The organism is Kitasatospora griseola (assembly GCF_014648555.1).
Classification (GTDB): domain Bacteria; phylum Actinomycetota; class Actinomycetes; order Streptomycetales; family Streptomycetaceae; genus Kitasatospora; species Kitasatospora griseola.
The window spans coordinates 66,399-82,859 of sequence record NZ_BMRI01000017.1 but is presented as its reverse complement, the minus strand read 5'-3'; the positions used below and the strand labels follow the sequence as shown (position 1 = coordinate 82,859).

Annotated in this window: 13 protein-coding genes; 1 reads left to right on the top strand and 12 read right to left on the bottom strand. The window is 70.6% G+C overall.

Annotation, left to right across the window (positions count from 1 at the left end):
• Positions 1-74: 74 nt before the first annotated feature.
• Positions 75-758 carry a ribonuclease HII gene (rnhB, locus tag IEZ12_RS21900; protein ID WP_189273840.1) on the bottom strand — a complete coding sequence of 228 codons (684 nt, stop codon included), beginning with the start codon at positions 756-758 and terminating at the stop codon, positions 75-77.
• Positions 759-1,022: 264 nt separating this feature from the next.
• Positions 1,023-1,652, bottom strand: a complete 630-nt coding sequence (locus tag IEZ12_RS21895) for a TetR/AcrR family transcriptional regulator (RefSeq protein ID WP_189273838.1) — start codon at positions 1,650-1,652, stop codon at positions 1,023-1,025.
• 137 nt (positions 1,653-1,789) lie between these two features.
• On the opposite strand from IEZ12_RS21895, the gene IEZ12_RS21890 reads away from it, so the two are divergent.
• Positions 1,790-3,343, top strand: coding sequence for an MFS transporter (locus IEZ12_RS21890; protein WP_373295510.1), 1,554 nt, complete (start codon positions 1,790-1,792; stop codon positions 3,341-3,343).
• 256 nt (positions 3,344-3,599) lie between these two features.
• On the opposite strand, the gene IEZ12_RS21885 is transcribed toward IEZ12_RS21890, so the two are convergent.
• The 10 genes from IEZ12_RS21885 to IEZ12_RS38860 form a co-directional block, all read right to left on the bottom strand.
• A complete protein-coding gene (locus IEZ12_RS21885) occupies positions 3,600-5,114 on the bottom strand; it encodes a DUF4153 domain-containing protein (protein ID WP_189273836.1) in 1,515 nt (504 codons plus the stop codon).
• A 582-nt stretch (positions 5,115-5,696) separates the two neighbouring features.
• Positions 5,697-8,810, bottom strand: coding sequence for an Ig-like domain-containing protein (locus IEZ12_RS21880; RefSeq protein WP_189273834.1), 3,114 nt, complete (start codon positions 8,808-8,810; stop codon positions 5,697-5,699).
• Between the two features lie 202 nt (positions 8,811-9,012).
• A complete protein-coding gene (locus IEZ12_RS21875) occupies positions 9,013-9,969 on the bottom strand; it encodes a carbohydrate ABC transporter permease (protein WP_229847758.1) in 957 nt (318 codons plus the stop codon).
• Positions 9,966-10,991 (bottom strand): carbohydrate ABC transporter permease, encoded by a 1,026-nt coding sequence (locus tag IEZ12_RS21870; protein WP_189273832.1) that lies wholly within the window; start codon positions 10,989-10,991, stop codon positions 9,966-9,968. The genes IEZ12_RS21875 and IEZ12_RS21870 overlap by 4 nt, the downstream gene beginning before the upstream one ends.
• 112 nt (positions 10,992-11,103) lie before the next feature.
• Positions 11,104-12,474, bottom strand: a complete 1,371-nt coding sequence (locus IEZ12_RS21865; protein WP_189273830.1) for an ABC transporter substrate-binding protein — start codon at positions 12,472-12,474, stop codon at positions 11,104-11,106.
• Between the two features lie 183 nt (positions 12,475-12,657).
• Entirely contained in the window at positions 12,658-13,224 is a 567-nt protein-coding gene (locus IEZ12_RS21860) for a Clp protease N-terminal domain-containing protein (RefSeq protein WP_189273828.1), read from the bottom strand.
• Position 13,225: 1 nt separating this feature from the next.
• A complete protein-coding gene (locus IEZ12_RS21855) occupies positions 13,226-13,456 on the bottom strand; it encodes an RNA polymerase subunit sigma-70 (protein WP_189273826.1) in 231 nt (76 codons plus the stop codon).
• A 52-nt stretch (positions 13,457-13,508) separates the two neighbouring features.
• Positions 13,509-14,261, bottom strand: a complete 753-nt coding sequence (locus tag IEZ12_RS21850; RefSeq protein ID WP_189273915.1) for an SDR family oxidoreductase — start codon at positions 14,259-14,261, stop codon at positions 13,509-13,511.
• A 93-nt stretch (positions 14,262-14,354) separates the two neighbouring features.
• Positions 14,355-15,089, bottom strand: coding sequence for a hypothetical protein (locus IEZ12_RS21845; protein WP_189273824.1), 735 nt, complete (start codon positions 15,087-15,089; stop codon positions 14,355-14,357).
• 84 nt (positions 15,090-15,173) lie between these two features.
• Positions 15,174-16,461 (bottom strand): ribonucleotide reductase barrel domain-containing protein (locus IEZ12_RS38860; protein ID WP_444542896.1); only part of this gene is annotated, 1,288 nt, incomplete at its 5' end.

Here is a 16,461-nt window from a genome sequence, read left to right as displayed (position 1 = left end):
CGCCCGGGCCGCAGCGCGAGGCCGATGGCGCAGGCACGAAGCCGAGAGCGCGCCGCGAGCGACGCCGAAAGCGGTCAGAAGCCGAGCGAGAGCTGCTCGCCGGTATCGACCGGGACCCGCTGCCGCTTGAGGTGGCTCCAGCGCGGCAGGGCATCCATGTAGGCCCAGGAGAGGCGGTGGTGCTCGGTGGGGCCGAGCTCCTCCAGTGCGGCACGGTGGGTCGGCGAGGGGTAGCCGGCGTTCTCCTCGAACGCGAACGCCGGGTGGTCCACCCCGAGTTCGGCCATCAGCGCGTCCCGCCGGACCTTGGCCAGCACCGAGGCTGCGGACACGCAGACGCACGACTGGTCGCCCTTGATCACCGTGCGAACCCGCCACGGGCCGCCCAGGTAGTCGTGCTTGCCGTCCAGGATCACCGCGTCGGGCTGCACCGGCAGCGCCTCCAGGGCGCGGACGGCGGCCAGCCGCAGCGCGGCCGTCATGCCGAGGTCGTCGCACTCCCGGGGCGAGGCGGCGCCGATCGCGTAGGCGGTCACCCAGTCCTCCAGGATCGGGACGAGCGCCTCCCGACGCCGCTCGGTGAGCAGCTTGGAGTCGGTGAGCCCCTCCGGCGGGCGGCGCAGCCCGGTGACGGCGGCACCGACCATGACCGGCCCGGCCCAGGCACCACGGCCCACCTCGTCCAGCCCGACGACCAGGCTGGCTCCGGCCCGGCGCAGGGAACGCTCGACCGAGTGCGTCGGAGGGTCGTACGGCATCGAAGGTTCCTTCACTGGACAGATCGACAGCCGGGCCCGCGCACGAGCACGCCCCGACTGCTTTCAGCCTACGCCGCCGCTCGGACAGCCCGGCCGCCTCGACCTGCCCGAGCAGGGCCCACACACGACCCGCGAAGGGCCAGAACGCGCAGGATCCGAGCCACAACACCCGAGCAGGGCCCGCGCAAGCCCCGTACAGGCCCCAGAGCCGGCACCAACCGACCCGAGGCTCACGCCCGGCCGCGCCGCGCCACCCCGTGTGCACTACGGCCTGACCATCGGCAGCAGCACCTGCCCGAGCAGTTCCTCGCCGAACTCCTCGTCGCACACCCCGCCACAGAACTTGGCCCGGTACAGCAGCATCGCCGGCATCACGTCAGCGACCGTCGACACCGCGGCGCCCTTGCGGACATCACCCCGGGCCTCGCCGCGGCGCAGGATGCCGAGGATGCCCGCGGCGGTCGGTTCGACCACCCGCTCGTGCAGGAAGCCCTTGAAGAACTCGGCGCGCTCGTGGTCGAGTTCACCCATCAGGGTGCGAACGGCCGCACCGAGTCGGGAGTTCAGCACCACGATGTAGCCCTGGACGACGTGCCGCAGCTCGGCCTCCGCGGAGCCGAGGTCGGGGATGCCGGTGGGGGGCGGCATGGCGGCGACCAGCGCGTCCATCACCAAGTCCGCCTTGGAGGCCCAGCGCCGGTAGAGCGCGGCCTTGCCGGTCTGTGCGGCGCCGGCCACCCCTTCCATGGTCATCCGGGCGAACCCGCCGGACGTGAGCTGGTCGAGCGCGGCCTCGAAGATCGCAGCCTCCAGCGCCTTGCCGCGCCTGCGCAGCGGAGCTCCCCCCGCGGGGCCGTCGGCCGACTGTCGCCGGTCCGGCTGATCCATCGTCATCCACCCTAAAAGACGGTTGCGTTCACTATCGGTGCCGACTAATGTCCCCCGCAGTGAACGATGCCGTTCACTATCTGCATCGCCGAGCACCTTACCGAAACAGCAACCGATAGCAGTAGCCAGCAGGGGGCACAACAGTGGCTATCTCCGACACGCTCAGCAAGTCGGCTCCGCCGGGGGCCGGTCGCGACCAACGCAAGGGCATCACGCTCACGGTCATCGCGGCCACTCAGCTCATGGTCGTCCTCGACGCGACCATCGTGAACATCGCGCTTCCCCACATTCAGGACGCACTGAAGTTCTCCACCACGAACCTGTCCTGGGTGATCAACGCCTACACGCTGACGTTCGGCGGCCTGCTGCTGCTCGGCGGCCGGGCTGGCGACATCCTCGGCCGTCGGCGGGTGTTCGTCGTGGGCGTGGTGCTGTTCGGCCTGGCCTCGCTGCTCGGCGGTTTCGCGCAGAACGGCGGCATGTTGCTGGCCGCCCGCGCACTGCAAGGCATCGGCGGTGCGATCTGTTCACCCACGGCGTTCGCGCTGATCGCTACCAACTTCAAGGAGGGGCCGGAGCGGAACCGAGCCTTCGGTGTCTTCTCGGCGGTGGCCGGTTCGGGTGCCGCGATAGGTCTGCTGGCCGGCGGTGTGCTCACGGAGTACATGAACTGGCGCTGGGTGTTTTTCGTGAACGTGCCGATCGCCGTGCTGATCGCCATCGCTGCACCGCGCTACATCAACGAGTCCGAGCGGCACCCGGGCACGTTCGACCTGCCCGGCGCACTCACCTCCACGCTCGGCCTGGTCAGCCTGGTCTACGGGTTCATCCACGCCGCGGACCCGAAGGCCGGCTGGGGTGACAGCGTGACGATCGGCTCGTTCGCCGTCGGCGCGGTCCTGCTGGTCGCGTTCGCGGTGATCGAACAGCGCACCGCCCAACCGATCACCCCGTTGCGGCTGCTGCGGAACCGGAACCGCACCGGCGGCCTGATCATGATGCTCTGCCTGGCCGCGGCCATGTTCGGCATCTTCTTCTACGTCACGCTCTTCGTTCAGCGCGTCCTCGGCTACAGCGCGCTCAAGGCGGGTGTGGCCTTCCTCCCGATCAGCGTCGCGATCATCGTCGCCGCGCAGCTCGCCTCGGTCTTCCAGGCGAGGCTCGGGCCCAAGCCGTTCCTGGCCACCGGCAGCGTCCTGGTGACGATCGGGCTGAGCTGGCTGACGCAGACCGACGTGAACAGCAGCTACCCACTCGGCGTCCTCGGCCCGACGGTCACCTTCGGCTTCGGCATGGGCCTGATCTTCGTCCCGGTGATGCTGATGGCGGTCTCCGGAGTCGCCGCCCACGAGACGGGCGCCGCCTCGGGTCTGCTCAACTCGGTGCAGCAGATCGGCGGTTCGGTCGGCCTGTCGATACTCACCACGGTCTTCGCCAAGGCCGCCACCTCCGAGGGCAACCGCCAACAGTCGCACTTCCTCGCCCACGCCACCCCGACCGACCTGCAGTACGCCCAGCAGCACCAGACCTTCCCGCCCGGCAGCAAGTGGGCCAACGAAGTGCTGGCCTACGCCGTCTCGCACGCCTTCGTGGTGGGTGTGGCGTTCGCGGCCGTCGCACTGCTCTCCGCGCTGTTCGTGGTCAAGGCGAAGGCCTCCGACCTGCCCGCTGAAGCCCCGGCCGGAATGGCGATATGACGCCGCGCGGATCAGGCTGACGCCCCGGAGGGTGGGGGCGGAGCTCAGCCCCTCCCCCACCCTCCCTCGGCACCAGCACCCGCAACCGGCACCCAACAACCACCAGACAACAGTCGGCCGTCGGCAACCCCAAGCGGCAGTCGACGACCGGCAGCCAGCACCCACCAAGCAGCGGCCACCAACCACCAAGCCGAGCCAGTCAACCAACCTGCCACCCGGCCACCCGGCCACCCGGCCGGCAAACCGCCACCGCCCGTCAGCGGTACTCGCTCCCCGCCTCGACCAGCCCGACCCGTCGGCAGGCCTGGCCGCGGTCCCAGACCACGGGGTGCGCCGCGAGGATCTCGCGGGCGCGAGCCTCGGCCCGGCTCATGGCGTACCAGGAGGGCGCGGGTTCGTCGGCCAGCTCGGCGGCGATCGGCTGGAGCGCGCAGGTGCGCAGGTCGTCGGGCAGTTGGTCCAGCACGGGCACGGCATCGACGGAGAGGCCGCGCAGGTAGGCGAGGTCGAGGCGGGCCGCCGAGGTGCGGTAGCGGTCGACGTTCTGCTCGGCGATCAGGCCGTCGGTCCGCAGCAGGCCGAACAGCGCCACGGCCAGCGCCGCGCTGAGCACGACCGCACGGGGCAGCCAACGGCGGGAGGAGAGCACCGAGCCGCACAGCACCATCAGGAAGACCAGGCCGAGCCAGATCTCCACCGCGGCGACGTTCACCCGCAGGCGGGTGAGTCCGAAGGCGTCCATGTACAGGCTCATCCGGACCAGCGCGGTGCCGACCACGACGAGGGTGAGCGTGCAGAGCAGTCCGAGCATCACCTTCACCAGCCGCCGGTCGCCCGCGTTGCTGCGCGGCGCCCAGTACTTGGCGAGCGCGACCACCACCAGGGTGAGCACGGCGATCCAGAGCAGCTGCCAGAAACCCTGGCGAGCATACGCGGCAGGGGTCATCCCGGTGCGGCGCATGATCGAGCCGTAGCCCCCGATCAGGACCACCAGCTGCACCGCCACGAAGGTGCCGAACAGCAGGTTCATCACCGCCAGCGGCATCGCCCACTCCAGCCGTCCGCGTTCCTTGCCGGCGCGGATCTCGGTCCGGTCCCAGCGGCGCGGTGCGGCGGCGGCGTGCGCGGCGCCCAGGGCCAGCAACGCTCCGCCGACGAAGAACACGAAGCGCAGCGGGGTCTCCCCGGGCTCCACCGAGGGGACGAGGTGCGCGAGCAGGTCGGCGACGGTGGAGTCGGCGCCGGCGAACAGCGTGCCGAAGACCACCAGCAGCAGCAGCGAGACGCCGACGGCCTTGGCCACCTGCCCGACGCGGGCCCTGGCCGGGAAGCGGCGCTCCCTCAGCGTCCGGAGTCCCCAGGCGAGCCCGGGCATGAAGTGCGCCCAGAGTCCGATGGATCCCATCGCCACCCCGATCCAGCGGGCACCGCCGTGCAGGGTGAGCGAGCCGAGGCAGATCGCGGCGAGCACGGCGAGCATCACCGCCCCGTCCGCACCACTGACGGCCGGCACCACGCAGAGCAGCAGCGCCGCCACGGCGAACACCAGGTGCCACGGCTTGATCCGCCGTCCGGTGCCCAGTGCGGTCATCCCGGCGCCGGCTGCGCCCGCAACGGCGCAGAGCAGCAGGTTGATGCCGAGTCCGTCGCCGAGCACCAACGCGCTGACCAGACCGGACACCGCGGCCGCGATCAGTACCCGCAGGCGGGCGGGCGCGGCGGCCCGGGGCTTGCTGGGCCGCAGCCACTCCGGTTCGGGCAGCGGATCCACCGGCCGGTACTGGTACGGGTTGCCGCCTGTCGCAGGCCGGGCAGCAGCCCCGACCGGCGCTCCCTTCGCGAACGCCCCGGGCCGCGGCACCGCCCCCGATCCGGCCGTCGGGGGCGGCGCGAACGGGTTGAGCGGCTGCGGCACCCCGCCCGCCCCCGATCCGGACTGCGGCCGGCCACCGGAACCACCAGAGCCACCGGAGCTGCCGACAGCGGCAGAGCCACCGGAGCCACCGGCACCGGCAGCGCCGCCCGGGCCACCAACGCCGGCGGTGCCGCCCGATCCTCCGGAACCGGTGCTGTCGCTGGAGTCGGACGACTGCGACATGAAACCCCCTCAGAATGCGGGCGCGCGCCGACTTTCAGCCAGCCGCACGCCTGTTCGTGCCGGTGACTCTAGGACCCGGGCACCACTTCTGAACAGGTTCAAAAAGCCGCCGGGGCGGCTTGGTCACAGAGTTGTGACACAAACCGCCCCGGCAGCGGGAGTACGGACAGGAACAACGGTCCCGATCAGCAGGTCCCGCTCTGCAGGCGCCGATCAACAAGTACCGATCAACAAGTACCGATCAGCAGCTGCCGATCAATAGGTGCCGTACAGCGAGTACACGAGGTTGTCCTTCACGGCGGTTCCGAAGCTCGCCGGGAAGGTTCCGAACGGGACGCTCGCGCTGCTGTAGACGCCGGACCCGGCGGGGCCGGAGCTGTAGTGCATGTTGTTGACGGTGGAGCTGGTGCCGTTGGAGTTGTAGACCAGCCAGTAGGTCGTGTTGGCGGCCAGGGTGTAGCTGATGGTCGCGCTGTTCCAGGCGTTGGAGCTCAGCACGCCGACCGAGCTGGTGGCCAGCAGGGCGTCCGGCGAGCCGCCGTTGTCGCTGTAGACGGCGATCTGGAACTGGTTGTTGGGCGAGGCGCTGGTCTGGCCGATGTGCGCGTTCAGCGAGGTGAGCGCGATCGGTGCGGCGCCGGTGGTGATCTTCGAGCCGTTGAGGTGGTTGGAGTTGGTGTCGTCGAGCTGGGTGCCGATGGCGTTGTTGCCGATGGTCTGCGGCGGGGCGCCGGCGGTGGTGAAGGCCGCGGAGTAGGCGGCGGCCTGGGTGTTGCCCGCCAGGTCCTTCACGTTGGCGATGCCCAGCGTGTAGCCGGTGTTGAGCGCGAGGGCCGCGGTCGGGGTGAAGGTGACGGTGTTGGTCGCGGCGTCCAGCGCGACGGTGCCGGCCACCGCGGTACCGCCGGTGGTGGTCTTCAGGGTGACGTTGGCGGAGGTGACGGTCGCGGCCTGGACCGGCTCGCTGAAGGAGGCCTTCACCGGGGCGGTGGCGGCGACGCCGGTCGCGCCGTTGGCCGGGACGGAGCCGGTGACCGTCGGCGGGACGGTGTCGGTGCCGTAGGTCGCGGTGTAGGAGCCCACGTTGCCGTCGAAGAAGGCGTACGTGATGCCGTGGATGGTCTCGATCCGGTAGTTGACGGCCGTGGTGCCCTGCTTGATGCCGGTGAGGGTGCCGCCCGCCGAGTTGACCGGAACCATGGCCCGCAGGCCGTTCGCGCCGCCGGTGATGCTGAAGCTCAGCGTGTTCGCGTTCCACGCCATCCCGGAGAACGCGGAGCCGTTGCGGAAGTCCAGCCAGTTCAGCAGCTGCCGGCCGGAGACCACGGGGGTGCCGTGCGCCTTGGCCGAGGCGATGACCTGGTCGGACGCGGTGGAGGCGGCGTAGTCGGTGTGGATGTTGGCGGTCAGGACGGTGTAGTAGCCCTTGGAGTTGTAGGCGTTGTCCAGCAGCGTGTTGACGGTGCCCGGCATGGACTGCCCGGACTCGTCGGTGAGCTGGGTGGTGGCCTGGTACTCGTTGATGGTGGCGCCGTTGGTGTCCGCGTACTTCATCGGCAGGCCGGTGCCGTTGAAGTAGCCGGGCCGGTCCTGCACGAAGCTGCCCGGGTAGTAGTAGTAATCGGTGTCCAGCCGGATGCCGTTGGCGAGCTTGGTCTTGGCCTGGCTGGCCCAGTCGTCCCACTCGACGCAGTGGGTGCGGGTGCTGTCCGGGTTGGGCAGCGAGGGGAACTTGGCCTTCCAGGCGGCGATCTGGGCGGTGTAGACGTTCGCCAGGTCGGTGGGCGTGCCCCACGGGGTGCAGCTGGTGGTGATGTGCGTGCCGATCTCGAAGCCCTGGTCGGAGTAGGCCTTGGCCTGGGCGTCGGTCATCGGTCCGCTGGCGTAGACGTTGGACGAGGCGCGCACGCACTCCCAGTTGGCGACGTTGCAGCCGACCGGGCTCTGCGCGATGTAGCCGTCGAAGCGTCCGGTGGTGCCGCCGATGCCGTGGTCGTCACCGGTCATCACCACGACGGCCTTGACGTCGCGGGGGAAGTACCAGAACTTCGGCAGCGGCTTCTTGGCGGCGTCCATGGTGGTGATCAGGTTGCCGAGCAGGCGCTGCTGCTCGTCGGCGATCGGGATCTGCGCCTTGTCGAGGTTGTTCCAGTTGAGCTGTCCCCCGGTGCCGAAGAACATCTCGCTGGCCTCGATGCCGTCCACGTTGTCGCGCTGCTGGCCGCCCCAGGCGATGTTGCCCTGGCGGGTCTGCACCACGGACTTGGCGAGGTCGAAGGTGAACGCGGCGGCCTGGCCGGTGCCGGCGGTGCGCAGCGTGACGGCCGGGTTGGTGGTGGCCACGGCGGTGTCGCTGTACAGGGTGGCGACGGCGGTGGCGCCGTTCAGCGTGTACTTGTCGGCGGTGCCGTGGTAGCCGATGGTGTCGGAGGTCAGTCCGAGGCCGGGCGCGGCAGTGGTGTCGATCTTCAGGTAGGAGTCGGCCAGCGTGTCGGTGGTGGCGGTGAGGCCGAGCAGCCCGGCGAGCTGCTTGTCGGGCCGCATCGCGACCAGCCGTCCGCCGCCGTTCACCCAGGTGGTGAACATGGTGGTCTGGGCGGCCGTCAGCTGGTTCTCCGCCAGCAGCACCACGTCGTAGGCGGCGAGGGTGGCGGCGGTGACGGTGCCGATGTCGGCGGTCTTGTAGTAGTTCAGGCCCTCGGCCTTGAGGATCTCGCCGTAGTACGAGGTGTACGGGTTGGCGGGGTCGGTGACCAGCAGGATCGGGCCCTCATTGCCGGGGCCGCTGCCGGGCGTGGTGCTGCCGCCGCCGGACGGGGTGTAGGTGGCGTAGATCGAGTAGTTGAGGTTGCCGGTGGAGACGGCGCCGAAGCTGCTGGGCCAGGTTCCGAAGGCCTGGCCGCCGGTGGAGTAGCCGCTCTGACCGCCGGTGGCGTAGTTGAGGTTGTTGACCGCGGCGGAGACGCCGTTGGAGTTGTACGCCAGCCAGTAGGGCGTGTTGGGCGCCAGGGTGGCGGCGACCGGCAGGGTGTTCCAGGTGTGCGCGGTGAGCGTGCCGGAGGTGGAGGCGCCGAGCAGCGGGCCGGGCTTGCCGGCGACGTCGCCGTACACCGCGACCTGGTACTGGTCGTTCGGCGTGGCGCCGACGGCGCCCACGTACACGCTGACGCTGTTGACCGTTCCGCCGCTGGCGCCGGTCACGAAGCGCGAGGTGTTGATGTAGTTGGAGTCGCCGGAGTCGGTGGCGGTGCCGGTGGTGTTGTTGCCGAGGACGGCGGTGGTGTCCGCGTGTGCCGCGGGCCCCGCCATCAGTCCGGTGGATGCGAGCAGGGCCACGAGCAGCCCGGCGAGCCGTTTTCTGAACCTCACGCCAACCCCCCAAGGTCGGATGACCGGATGAACGGCAGAAGTGCCGTCCTCCGTCCTATCGGCTCCGACCCCGGCGCGTCCGCAGAACCCTCACATCACAGCCACGACTTCCGGCCAACTCGAACGCGAACGCTCCGCATCCGACCAGTGTGTCTGCACACCTTCAACACAGCTCGATGTGTTCAACCCCTGAAGGAACGGCTCAGCCCTTCACCGACCCGGCCAGCAGCCCGCGGACGAAGTAGCGCTGGAGCGCGAAGAACACCGCCAACGGCACCACCATCGACAGGAAGGCGCCCGCCGACAGCAGTTCCCAGCGGCTGCCGTTCGAGCCGGACAGCTGGGCCAGCCGGGAGGTCATCGGCGCGACGGTCGGATTGCCGCCGGCGAAGGTGAGCGCCACCAGCAGGTCGTTCCACACCCACAGGAACTGGAAGATGGCGAACGAGGCCAGCGCGGGGGCGCTCAGCGGCAGCACGATCGAGCGGAAGATCTTGAAGTGCGAGGCCCCGTCCACCACGGCGGCCTCCATCAGGTCGCGGGGCAGCTGGGCGATGAAGTTGTGCAGCAGGAAGATCGCCAGCGGCAGCGCGAACATCGTGTGGGTCAGCCACACCGGCAGGTAGGTGTCCTTCAGGTTGAGCGCCGGGATCACCGTCACCGACCCGAGGTGGGCGCCGCCGGAGAACAGCCGCAGCAGCGGGATCAGCGCCATCTGCAGCGGCACGATCTGCAGCGCGAAGATCACGAAGAACAGGGTGTCGCTCCCCTTGAACCGCACCCAGGCCAGCGCGTAGGCCGCCATCGCGGCCAGCACCAGCGGGAAGACGGTGGCGGGGATGCTGATCGCCACCGAGTTGACCAGGTACGGCATCAGGCCGCCGGAGGTGCCGAAGGAGTTGTCGAACAGCACCGACCGGTAGTTCTCCAGGCCGAAGTCGGGATGGACGAACGCCTCCCACCAGCCGGTGGAGGCGACGTCGCCCTTGGGGCGCAGCGAGGTGACCAGCAGGCCGACGGTCGGGATGGTCCACAGGGCGGTCACGGCGACCACCAGGGCGCTCGCCAGCGGGCTGCTGAAGGACCGTCGGACGGCCTTCACGGGCGGCAGTTCGGGCTTCGCGGCCTCGGTGGGGGCCAGGGTGGGCTGGGCGCTCATCTGGTCGCACGCTCCTTGCGCAGCAGGGCGATGTTGTAGACCACCAGCGGGGCCACCGCGAGGAAGAGGATCACCGCGAGGGCGCTGCCGCGGCCGTAGTTGTACTGCTCGAAGCTCTGCGAGTACATCTCGTTGGCGAGCACCTGGGTGCCGAAGTTGCCGCCGGTCATGGTGCGGACGATGTCGAAGGCCTTCAGCGTGATGATCATGATGGTGGTGAGCACCACCACCAGCGTGGTGCGGATCATCGGCACGGTGACGTGTCGGAACAGCCGCAGTCCGGTGGCCCCGTCGAGCCGGGCGGCCTCGGTGATCTCGTCCGGGATGGCCTTGATCGCGGCGGACAGCACCACCATGGCGAAGCCGGTCTGCACCCAGACCAGGACGGCCATCAGCAGGAAGTTGTTCAGCGGCTGGGACAGGATCCAGTTCGGCGGGTCGTCCCAGCCGAGCGCGACGGCGAGTTGGCTGAGCAGGCCGACCTGGTTCTGGCCGGCGCCGCGCGACTCGTACACCAGCTTGAAGACGATCGAGGCGGCCACCAGGGAGACCGCCATCGGCATGAAGATCAGCGACTTGTAGATCGCCTGCCCGCGCATCCGGTCCACCATCAGGGCCAGCGCGAGGCCGAGCCCGGTGGCCGCGAGGGGGGCGATCACCAGCCACAGCAGGGTGTTCAGCAGCACCCCGTGGATGGGTGAACTGGTCAGCGCCCAGCCGTAGTTCTTCCCGCCGACGAACTTCGCGCTGTCGGCGTCCAGGAAGCTCAGCACGACGGTGCGCAGCAGCGGCACCACCAGGCCGGTGAGCAGCAGCACGATCGCCGGGCCGAGCATCAGCACGATCGCCAGCGGCCGGGAGAAGCGTCCGGTGGCGCGGCCGGCGGCGAAGAAGACGGCCAGCAGGAGGCCGACGAAGCCCAGTACGGCGCCGGCGGTGTTGCCGAACTTGACTGCCGCGTCCTGCCAGAGCGAGTCCGCGAGGTGGAGCGCCGGCCCGGCGAGCCGGGTGTCGGTGGGCATGCGCGGGGTCCTTCCTCAAGACCTGGTGATCTCAGGGCGTTCGGGTGGCCGCAGGGCATGGGGAGGGCAGCGCGGACGGACGGCTCCGCCCGCGCTGTCCGGGGTTCCCGGCCTACTGCGGCCAGGCGGCGTCGATGTCGGCGGCCGTCTTCTGGATCGACTGGCCCTCGGCGAACCAGGCGGTGAGCGCCTTCCACTCGGCGCCGGCGCCGATAGCGGCGGGCATCAGGTCGGAGCCGTCGAAGCGGAAGGTGGCCGCCGGGTCGGTGAGCGCGTCGGCGGACAGCTTGTCGATCGGGTCGGTGTAGAGGCTCTTGTCGACGCCCTGGTTGGCGGACACCCAGCCGGGCGAGACCTTCACCCGGCTGCTCGCCCAGTCGGAGCTGGACAGGTAGTTCTGCACGGCCTGCACCTCGGGCCGGTCGGAGAACGCGGCGGCGAACTCTCCGCCGCCCTCGACCGGGCTGGTGACCTGCGGGTTCACCGCGGGCAGGCGGAAGGCGAAGATGTCGCCGTCGGGGCCGATGTCGGTGCCCTTGGGCCACTGCGCCCGGTAGAAGGACGCCTGCTGGAGCATCCCGCACTTGTTCTGCAGGATCGGGGTGCCGGCGTCCTGGAAGGTGGTGGTGGCGATCGACTTGACGTCGCCGAAGCCGGCGTTGACCCAGGCCGGGTTCTGCATCCAGTCGGCGACGGTCTTCATCGCGGTGGTGATCTTCTCGTCGGAGAACTTCACCTTGTGGCTGACCCACTGGTCGTAGACGTCGCCGCCGTAGCTGCCGAGGACGACCTCCTCCAGCCAGTCGGTGGCCGGCCAGCCGGTGGCGGTGCCGGACCCGATGCCGCCGCACCAGGGCTTCATGGCCCCGGCCCTGGCGATCTTGTCACTGAGCGCCATCAGGTCGGCCCAGGTCTTCGGGACCTCGTACCCGGCGGCCTTGAACGCCTTCGGGGAGTACCAGACCAGGGACTTCATGTTGGCGCTCATCGGCGCCGCGTAGAAGGTGCCGTTGACCGACCCGTAGGTCTTCCAGATCGGCGACCACTTGTTCTCCTGGTCGACGGTCTGCTGCGGGGGCTTGACCACCTTGCCGCTCTTCACCATCTGGGCGAGCAGTCCGGGCTGCGGGATGATCGCCAGGTCGGGGGCGTTGCCGCCGGCCACCCGGACCGGCAGCTGCGACTCGAAGTCGTTGGAGCCCTCGTAGTCGATCTTGATGCCGGTGCACGAGCTGAAGTCGGCCCAGGACTTCTCCAGGGAGTCCGACTCCGGCGCCAGGATCGACGCGTACATCGACACCTTGGTGCCCGAATGGCCCGCGTACGCCTGGTACTTGGCGCAGTCACCGGTGAGCGCGGCGGCCGACGAACCGCTCCCGCCGCCGGACGACGAGCTGTTGGAGCAGGCGGCTGTCAGTGCCAGTGCCAGAACGGCCGGGACAGCCAGTAGCCGCCGGCGTCCAGTGGTCACAGGGGTGGTCAATGCGGTCCTCCTTGCCAGGGCATGGGCATGCCAGCCGTAAGACGAACACAACACTGCGCTGTACCGGAGATGTGGGTGTACCCAGCTGATCGCTGGCTCAAAGACGTTAACCCACCGGTCACCCCACGCCAAGGAGCGCGTTCGACCTTCATCGACCGGCGCCCCACTTGTGACCGTGCCGTGCTACGAGGCCTCGGCCCGACCGTCCGCCGACATCGCCTCGGCCTCCCGCTCCAGGTCCGCCAGGTCCACACCCCGCTCGCGCAGCAGCCGCACGGCCGTGCCGCCGCCCTCGCGGATCAGGCCGAGCAGCAGATGGCCGGTCTCGATCCGCCGCACCCGCCCGTCGGCTGCGGCCCGCAGCGACAGCGCCATCACCCGCTTGGCCCGGTCGGTGAACCGCGGCCCGCTCCACCGCGAGCGTCCGCCGGCCGGCGGGGCGTCCAGCGCGCCCGGGCCGAACGTCGACTCGACGGCCTCGCGCACCGCCGCCAGGTCGATGCCGATCGTCGCCAGCGCGGCGCCGTCGCGCTCGGGGTCCGGGCCGCCCAGCGCGCGGGCCACCGCGAGCCGGCCGGCGTCCAGGTCCAGGCCGAAGCGGCCGAGCAGCCGGGCGGCCGGATCCTGCGGCTGGGCCAGCAGGCCGAGCAGCAGGTGCTCGGTGCCCAGGTGGCGGTGGCCCAGCCGCTGTGCCTCGTCGCCCGCCAGCGTCACCGTGCGACGGGCCTCCGTCGCGAACCGTTCGAACATCTCAGTCCCCTCCCCGTTCCGTCGTCCGCTTGGCGTACTTCTTGTGCACCGCCTGCCTGGTGACGCCCAGGCAGACCGCGATGTCGTGCCAGGACCAGCCCTTGCCGCGGGCGTTGCCGACCTGGAGTTCCTCCAGCCGGTCGGCCAGGTCGCGCAGGGCCCGGACGGCGCGCAGGCCGATCGCCGGGTCGCCGCTGCTCGCGTCGGCCGCGAGCTGTTTCGTCTCGCTCATGATGTCAACATAGGTTGACACCGGTCAGCGCGTCAACCTTGGTTGACAGAAATCAGTACCGCTCCGCCAGGTACTCCGCAAAGGTGATCCGCCCGTCCACGTGCTCCGGCGCCAGGTTCCCGCCCGCCCGCAGCGCCTTCACCGCCCCGCCCGGCATCGGCACCCGCAGCACCGGCCGCCGACGGCCCCTGGCCTGCAGGAACTCCTCCGCCAGCGACTCCACCGGACGCACCTGCGGGCCGCCGAAGTCCGCCACCCGCCCGGCCGGGGCGGCCTCCGCCAGGTCCGCCAGCCGCTCGGCGACGTCCCGCACGTCCACCGGCTGGAACGCCACGCCGCGCGGCAGCAGCAGCACCGGCGCCTTCGACAGTCCGTCCAGCATCCGCACCAGCAGATCGTGGAACTGGGTGGCGCGCAGCACCGTCCAGCCGAGACCGGACTCGGCGACCAGCCGCTCGCACTCCGCCTTCGCCCGGTAGTAGCCGAGCGGCACCGCGTCCACACCGACGATCGACACGTACACCAGGTGCCGGACGCCGGCCTCGCGGGCGGCCCGGACCAGCCGCCGGGTGGCGTCCACGTCCCGCCTGCCGTTGGTGGTCGCGCAGTGCACCACCGTGCCGGCGCCCGTCAGCGCCGCGCCCAGCCCGCGCCCGGTCACCAGGTCGGCGACCGCCCAGCCGTGCTCCCCCGGTGTGTGCGCCTGCCGGCTCACCACCCGCACCGGGCACCCCCGCGCCAGCAACCGACGCACCACGGCCCGCCCCAGCGTCCCCGTCCCGCCCGTCACCACCAGCTGCCGCATCGCGCTCACCCCATCTCCACCCCCCAGCCTGCGCGGTCGGAGCGCCCCCGGCAGCCCGGCCCACGCACCCGGGGGAACGAGGTCACCCAGGGGTCACAGGTCCTCCGGCCACGGATAGCCGAGCTGTTCCGCGTAGTCGACACTGCCGCCGCAGACCCGGGCCCGGGCGCGCGGGTCCGCCGAGGTGAGACGGTCGACGAGGTCGGCTGCCAGTTCGACCGGGTCACCGGCGGGGACGGTCAGTTCGACCAGGAACTGCAGGTAGGGCGAATCGCCGGGGCGGTCCGGCACGGCCGGACGCCAGAAGAACGTCAGGTCGATCCGGTCAGGACCCGAGGGCCACGTCCACAGGACGTCGAACTCGCACTCCCAGGCGGCCAACAGCTCCGGCCGGCGGACGAGTTGGTCCTGCACCAGGCGTCCGACGCCGCGCGCGGGCCAGTCCTGGACCCCGGTGCCGGCACGGTCGAGCTCCGCCAGGTACTGCGCGGCGTCGAACCGGTACGCCGGGAGGTCGAGGTCCTCGATGCCGGGGTTGCGCCAGCCGTCCCAGACCACCGCGCCACTGTTCTGGCGCACCGTCACATACAGGGCGCCGCAGCAGTCTTCACCGCACCCGGCCACGTGGAGCCGAACCTCCCGGGCCTCGGGGTCGGGCAGCAGCGGGCTGTACGGCCCGAGCAGGGAGCGCGGGTCCGGGCCGAGGTGCCCGTCCGCGAAGCCGGTGTCCAGCAGGTCCCGCCCGTCGGCCAGCAGCCGGAGTTCGCGCCGCCCCTCCGAGGCGTCCTCGATGCGCAGTTCCAGCCGGTTGTTCGATGCCTCGTCCATCCCGGCATTGTGTCCGCACACGACGCAGGGCGCCGACCGAATTAACGGTCGACGCCCTGCCCGCTACTGCACGGTGACAGTGTGTCAGCTGCAGCCGCTGGTGGAGCCGCAGCCCTCGCAGAGGTAGCAGCTGCCGGCGCGGCGCATCTTGGTGCCGCAGGAGAAGCAGAGCGGCGCGTCGGCGTTCAGGCCGAGGCGGATCTCGGCGAGCTCCGTGGAGTTGTGCGCGGCGGGCGCCGGCTTGGGCTGCTCGACGACCGAGAGGGCGACGTGCGGCTTCTCGGCGGAGAGCGGCGCGGACTGGGCGAGCGACTCGACGTCGAGCTCCTCCTCGATCGGCTCGTAGGAGCCGGTCTCCAGGTGCCGGGTGCGCTCCTCGACGGAGTGGATGCCGAGCGCGGAGCGGGTCTCGAACGGCAGGAAGTCGAGGGCCAGGCGGCGGAAGATGTAGTCCACGATGGACTGCGCCATCCGCACGTCCGGGTCGTCGGTCAGGCCGGCCGGCTCGAAGCGCATGTTGGTGAACTTGGCGACGTACGTCTCCAGCGGGACGCCGTACTGCAGGCCGACCGAGACGGCGATGGAGAAGGCGTCCATCATGCCCGCGAGGGTCGAGCCCTGCTTGGACATCTTCAGGAAGACCTCGCCGAGACCGTCGTCCGGGTAGGAGTTGGCGGTCATGTAGCCCTCGGCGCCACCGACCGTGAAGGAGGTGGTGATGCCGGGACGGCCCTTGGGCAGGCGCTTGCGGGTCGGGCGGTACTCGACGACCTTCTCGACCGCGGGAGCCGCGGCCGGGGCCGGGGTGGCGACCGCCGCCGGGGCCTTGGTCTTGGCCGAGAGCGGCTGGCCGACCTTGCAGTTGTCGCGGTAGATGGCGAGCGCCTTGACGCCGAGCTTCCAGGCCTGGAAGTAGATCTCCTCGACCTCCTCGACGGTGGCGTTCTCCGGCATGTTGACGGTCTTGGAGATCGCGCCGGAGATCCACGGCTGGATCGCGGCCATCATCCGCACGTGGCCCATCGGGGAGATCGACCGCTCGCCCATGGCGCAGTCGAACACCTCGTAGTGCGCGGCCTTCAGGCCGGGCGCATCGATGACGTTCCCGGTCTCGGCGATGTGCGCGACGATCGCCTCGATCTGCTCGTCCTGGTAGCCGAGGCGCTTCAGGGCGCGCGGGACGGTGCCGTTGACGATCTGCATCGAGCCGCCGCCGACCAGCTTCTTGAACTTGACCAGGGCCAGGTCGGGTTCGACGCCGGTGGTGTCGCAGTCCATCATCAGGCCGATGGTGCCGGTCGGGGCGAGCACCGAGGCCTGCGCGTTGCGGAAGCCGTTCTGCGCGCCGAGCCGGACCACGTCGGCCCAGGCG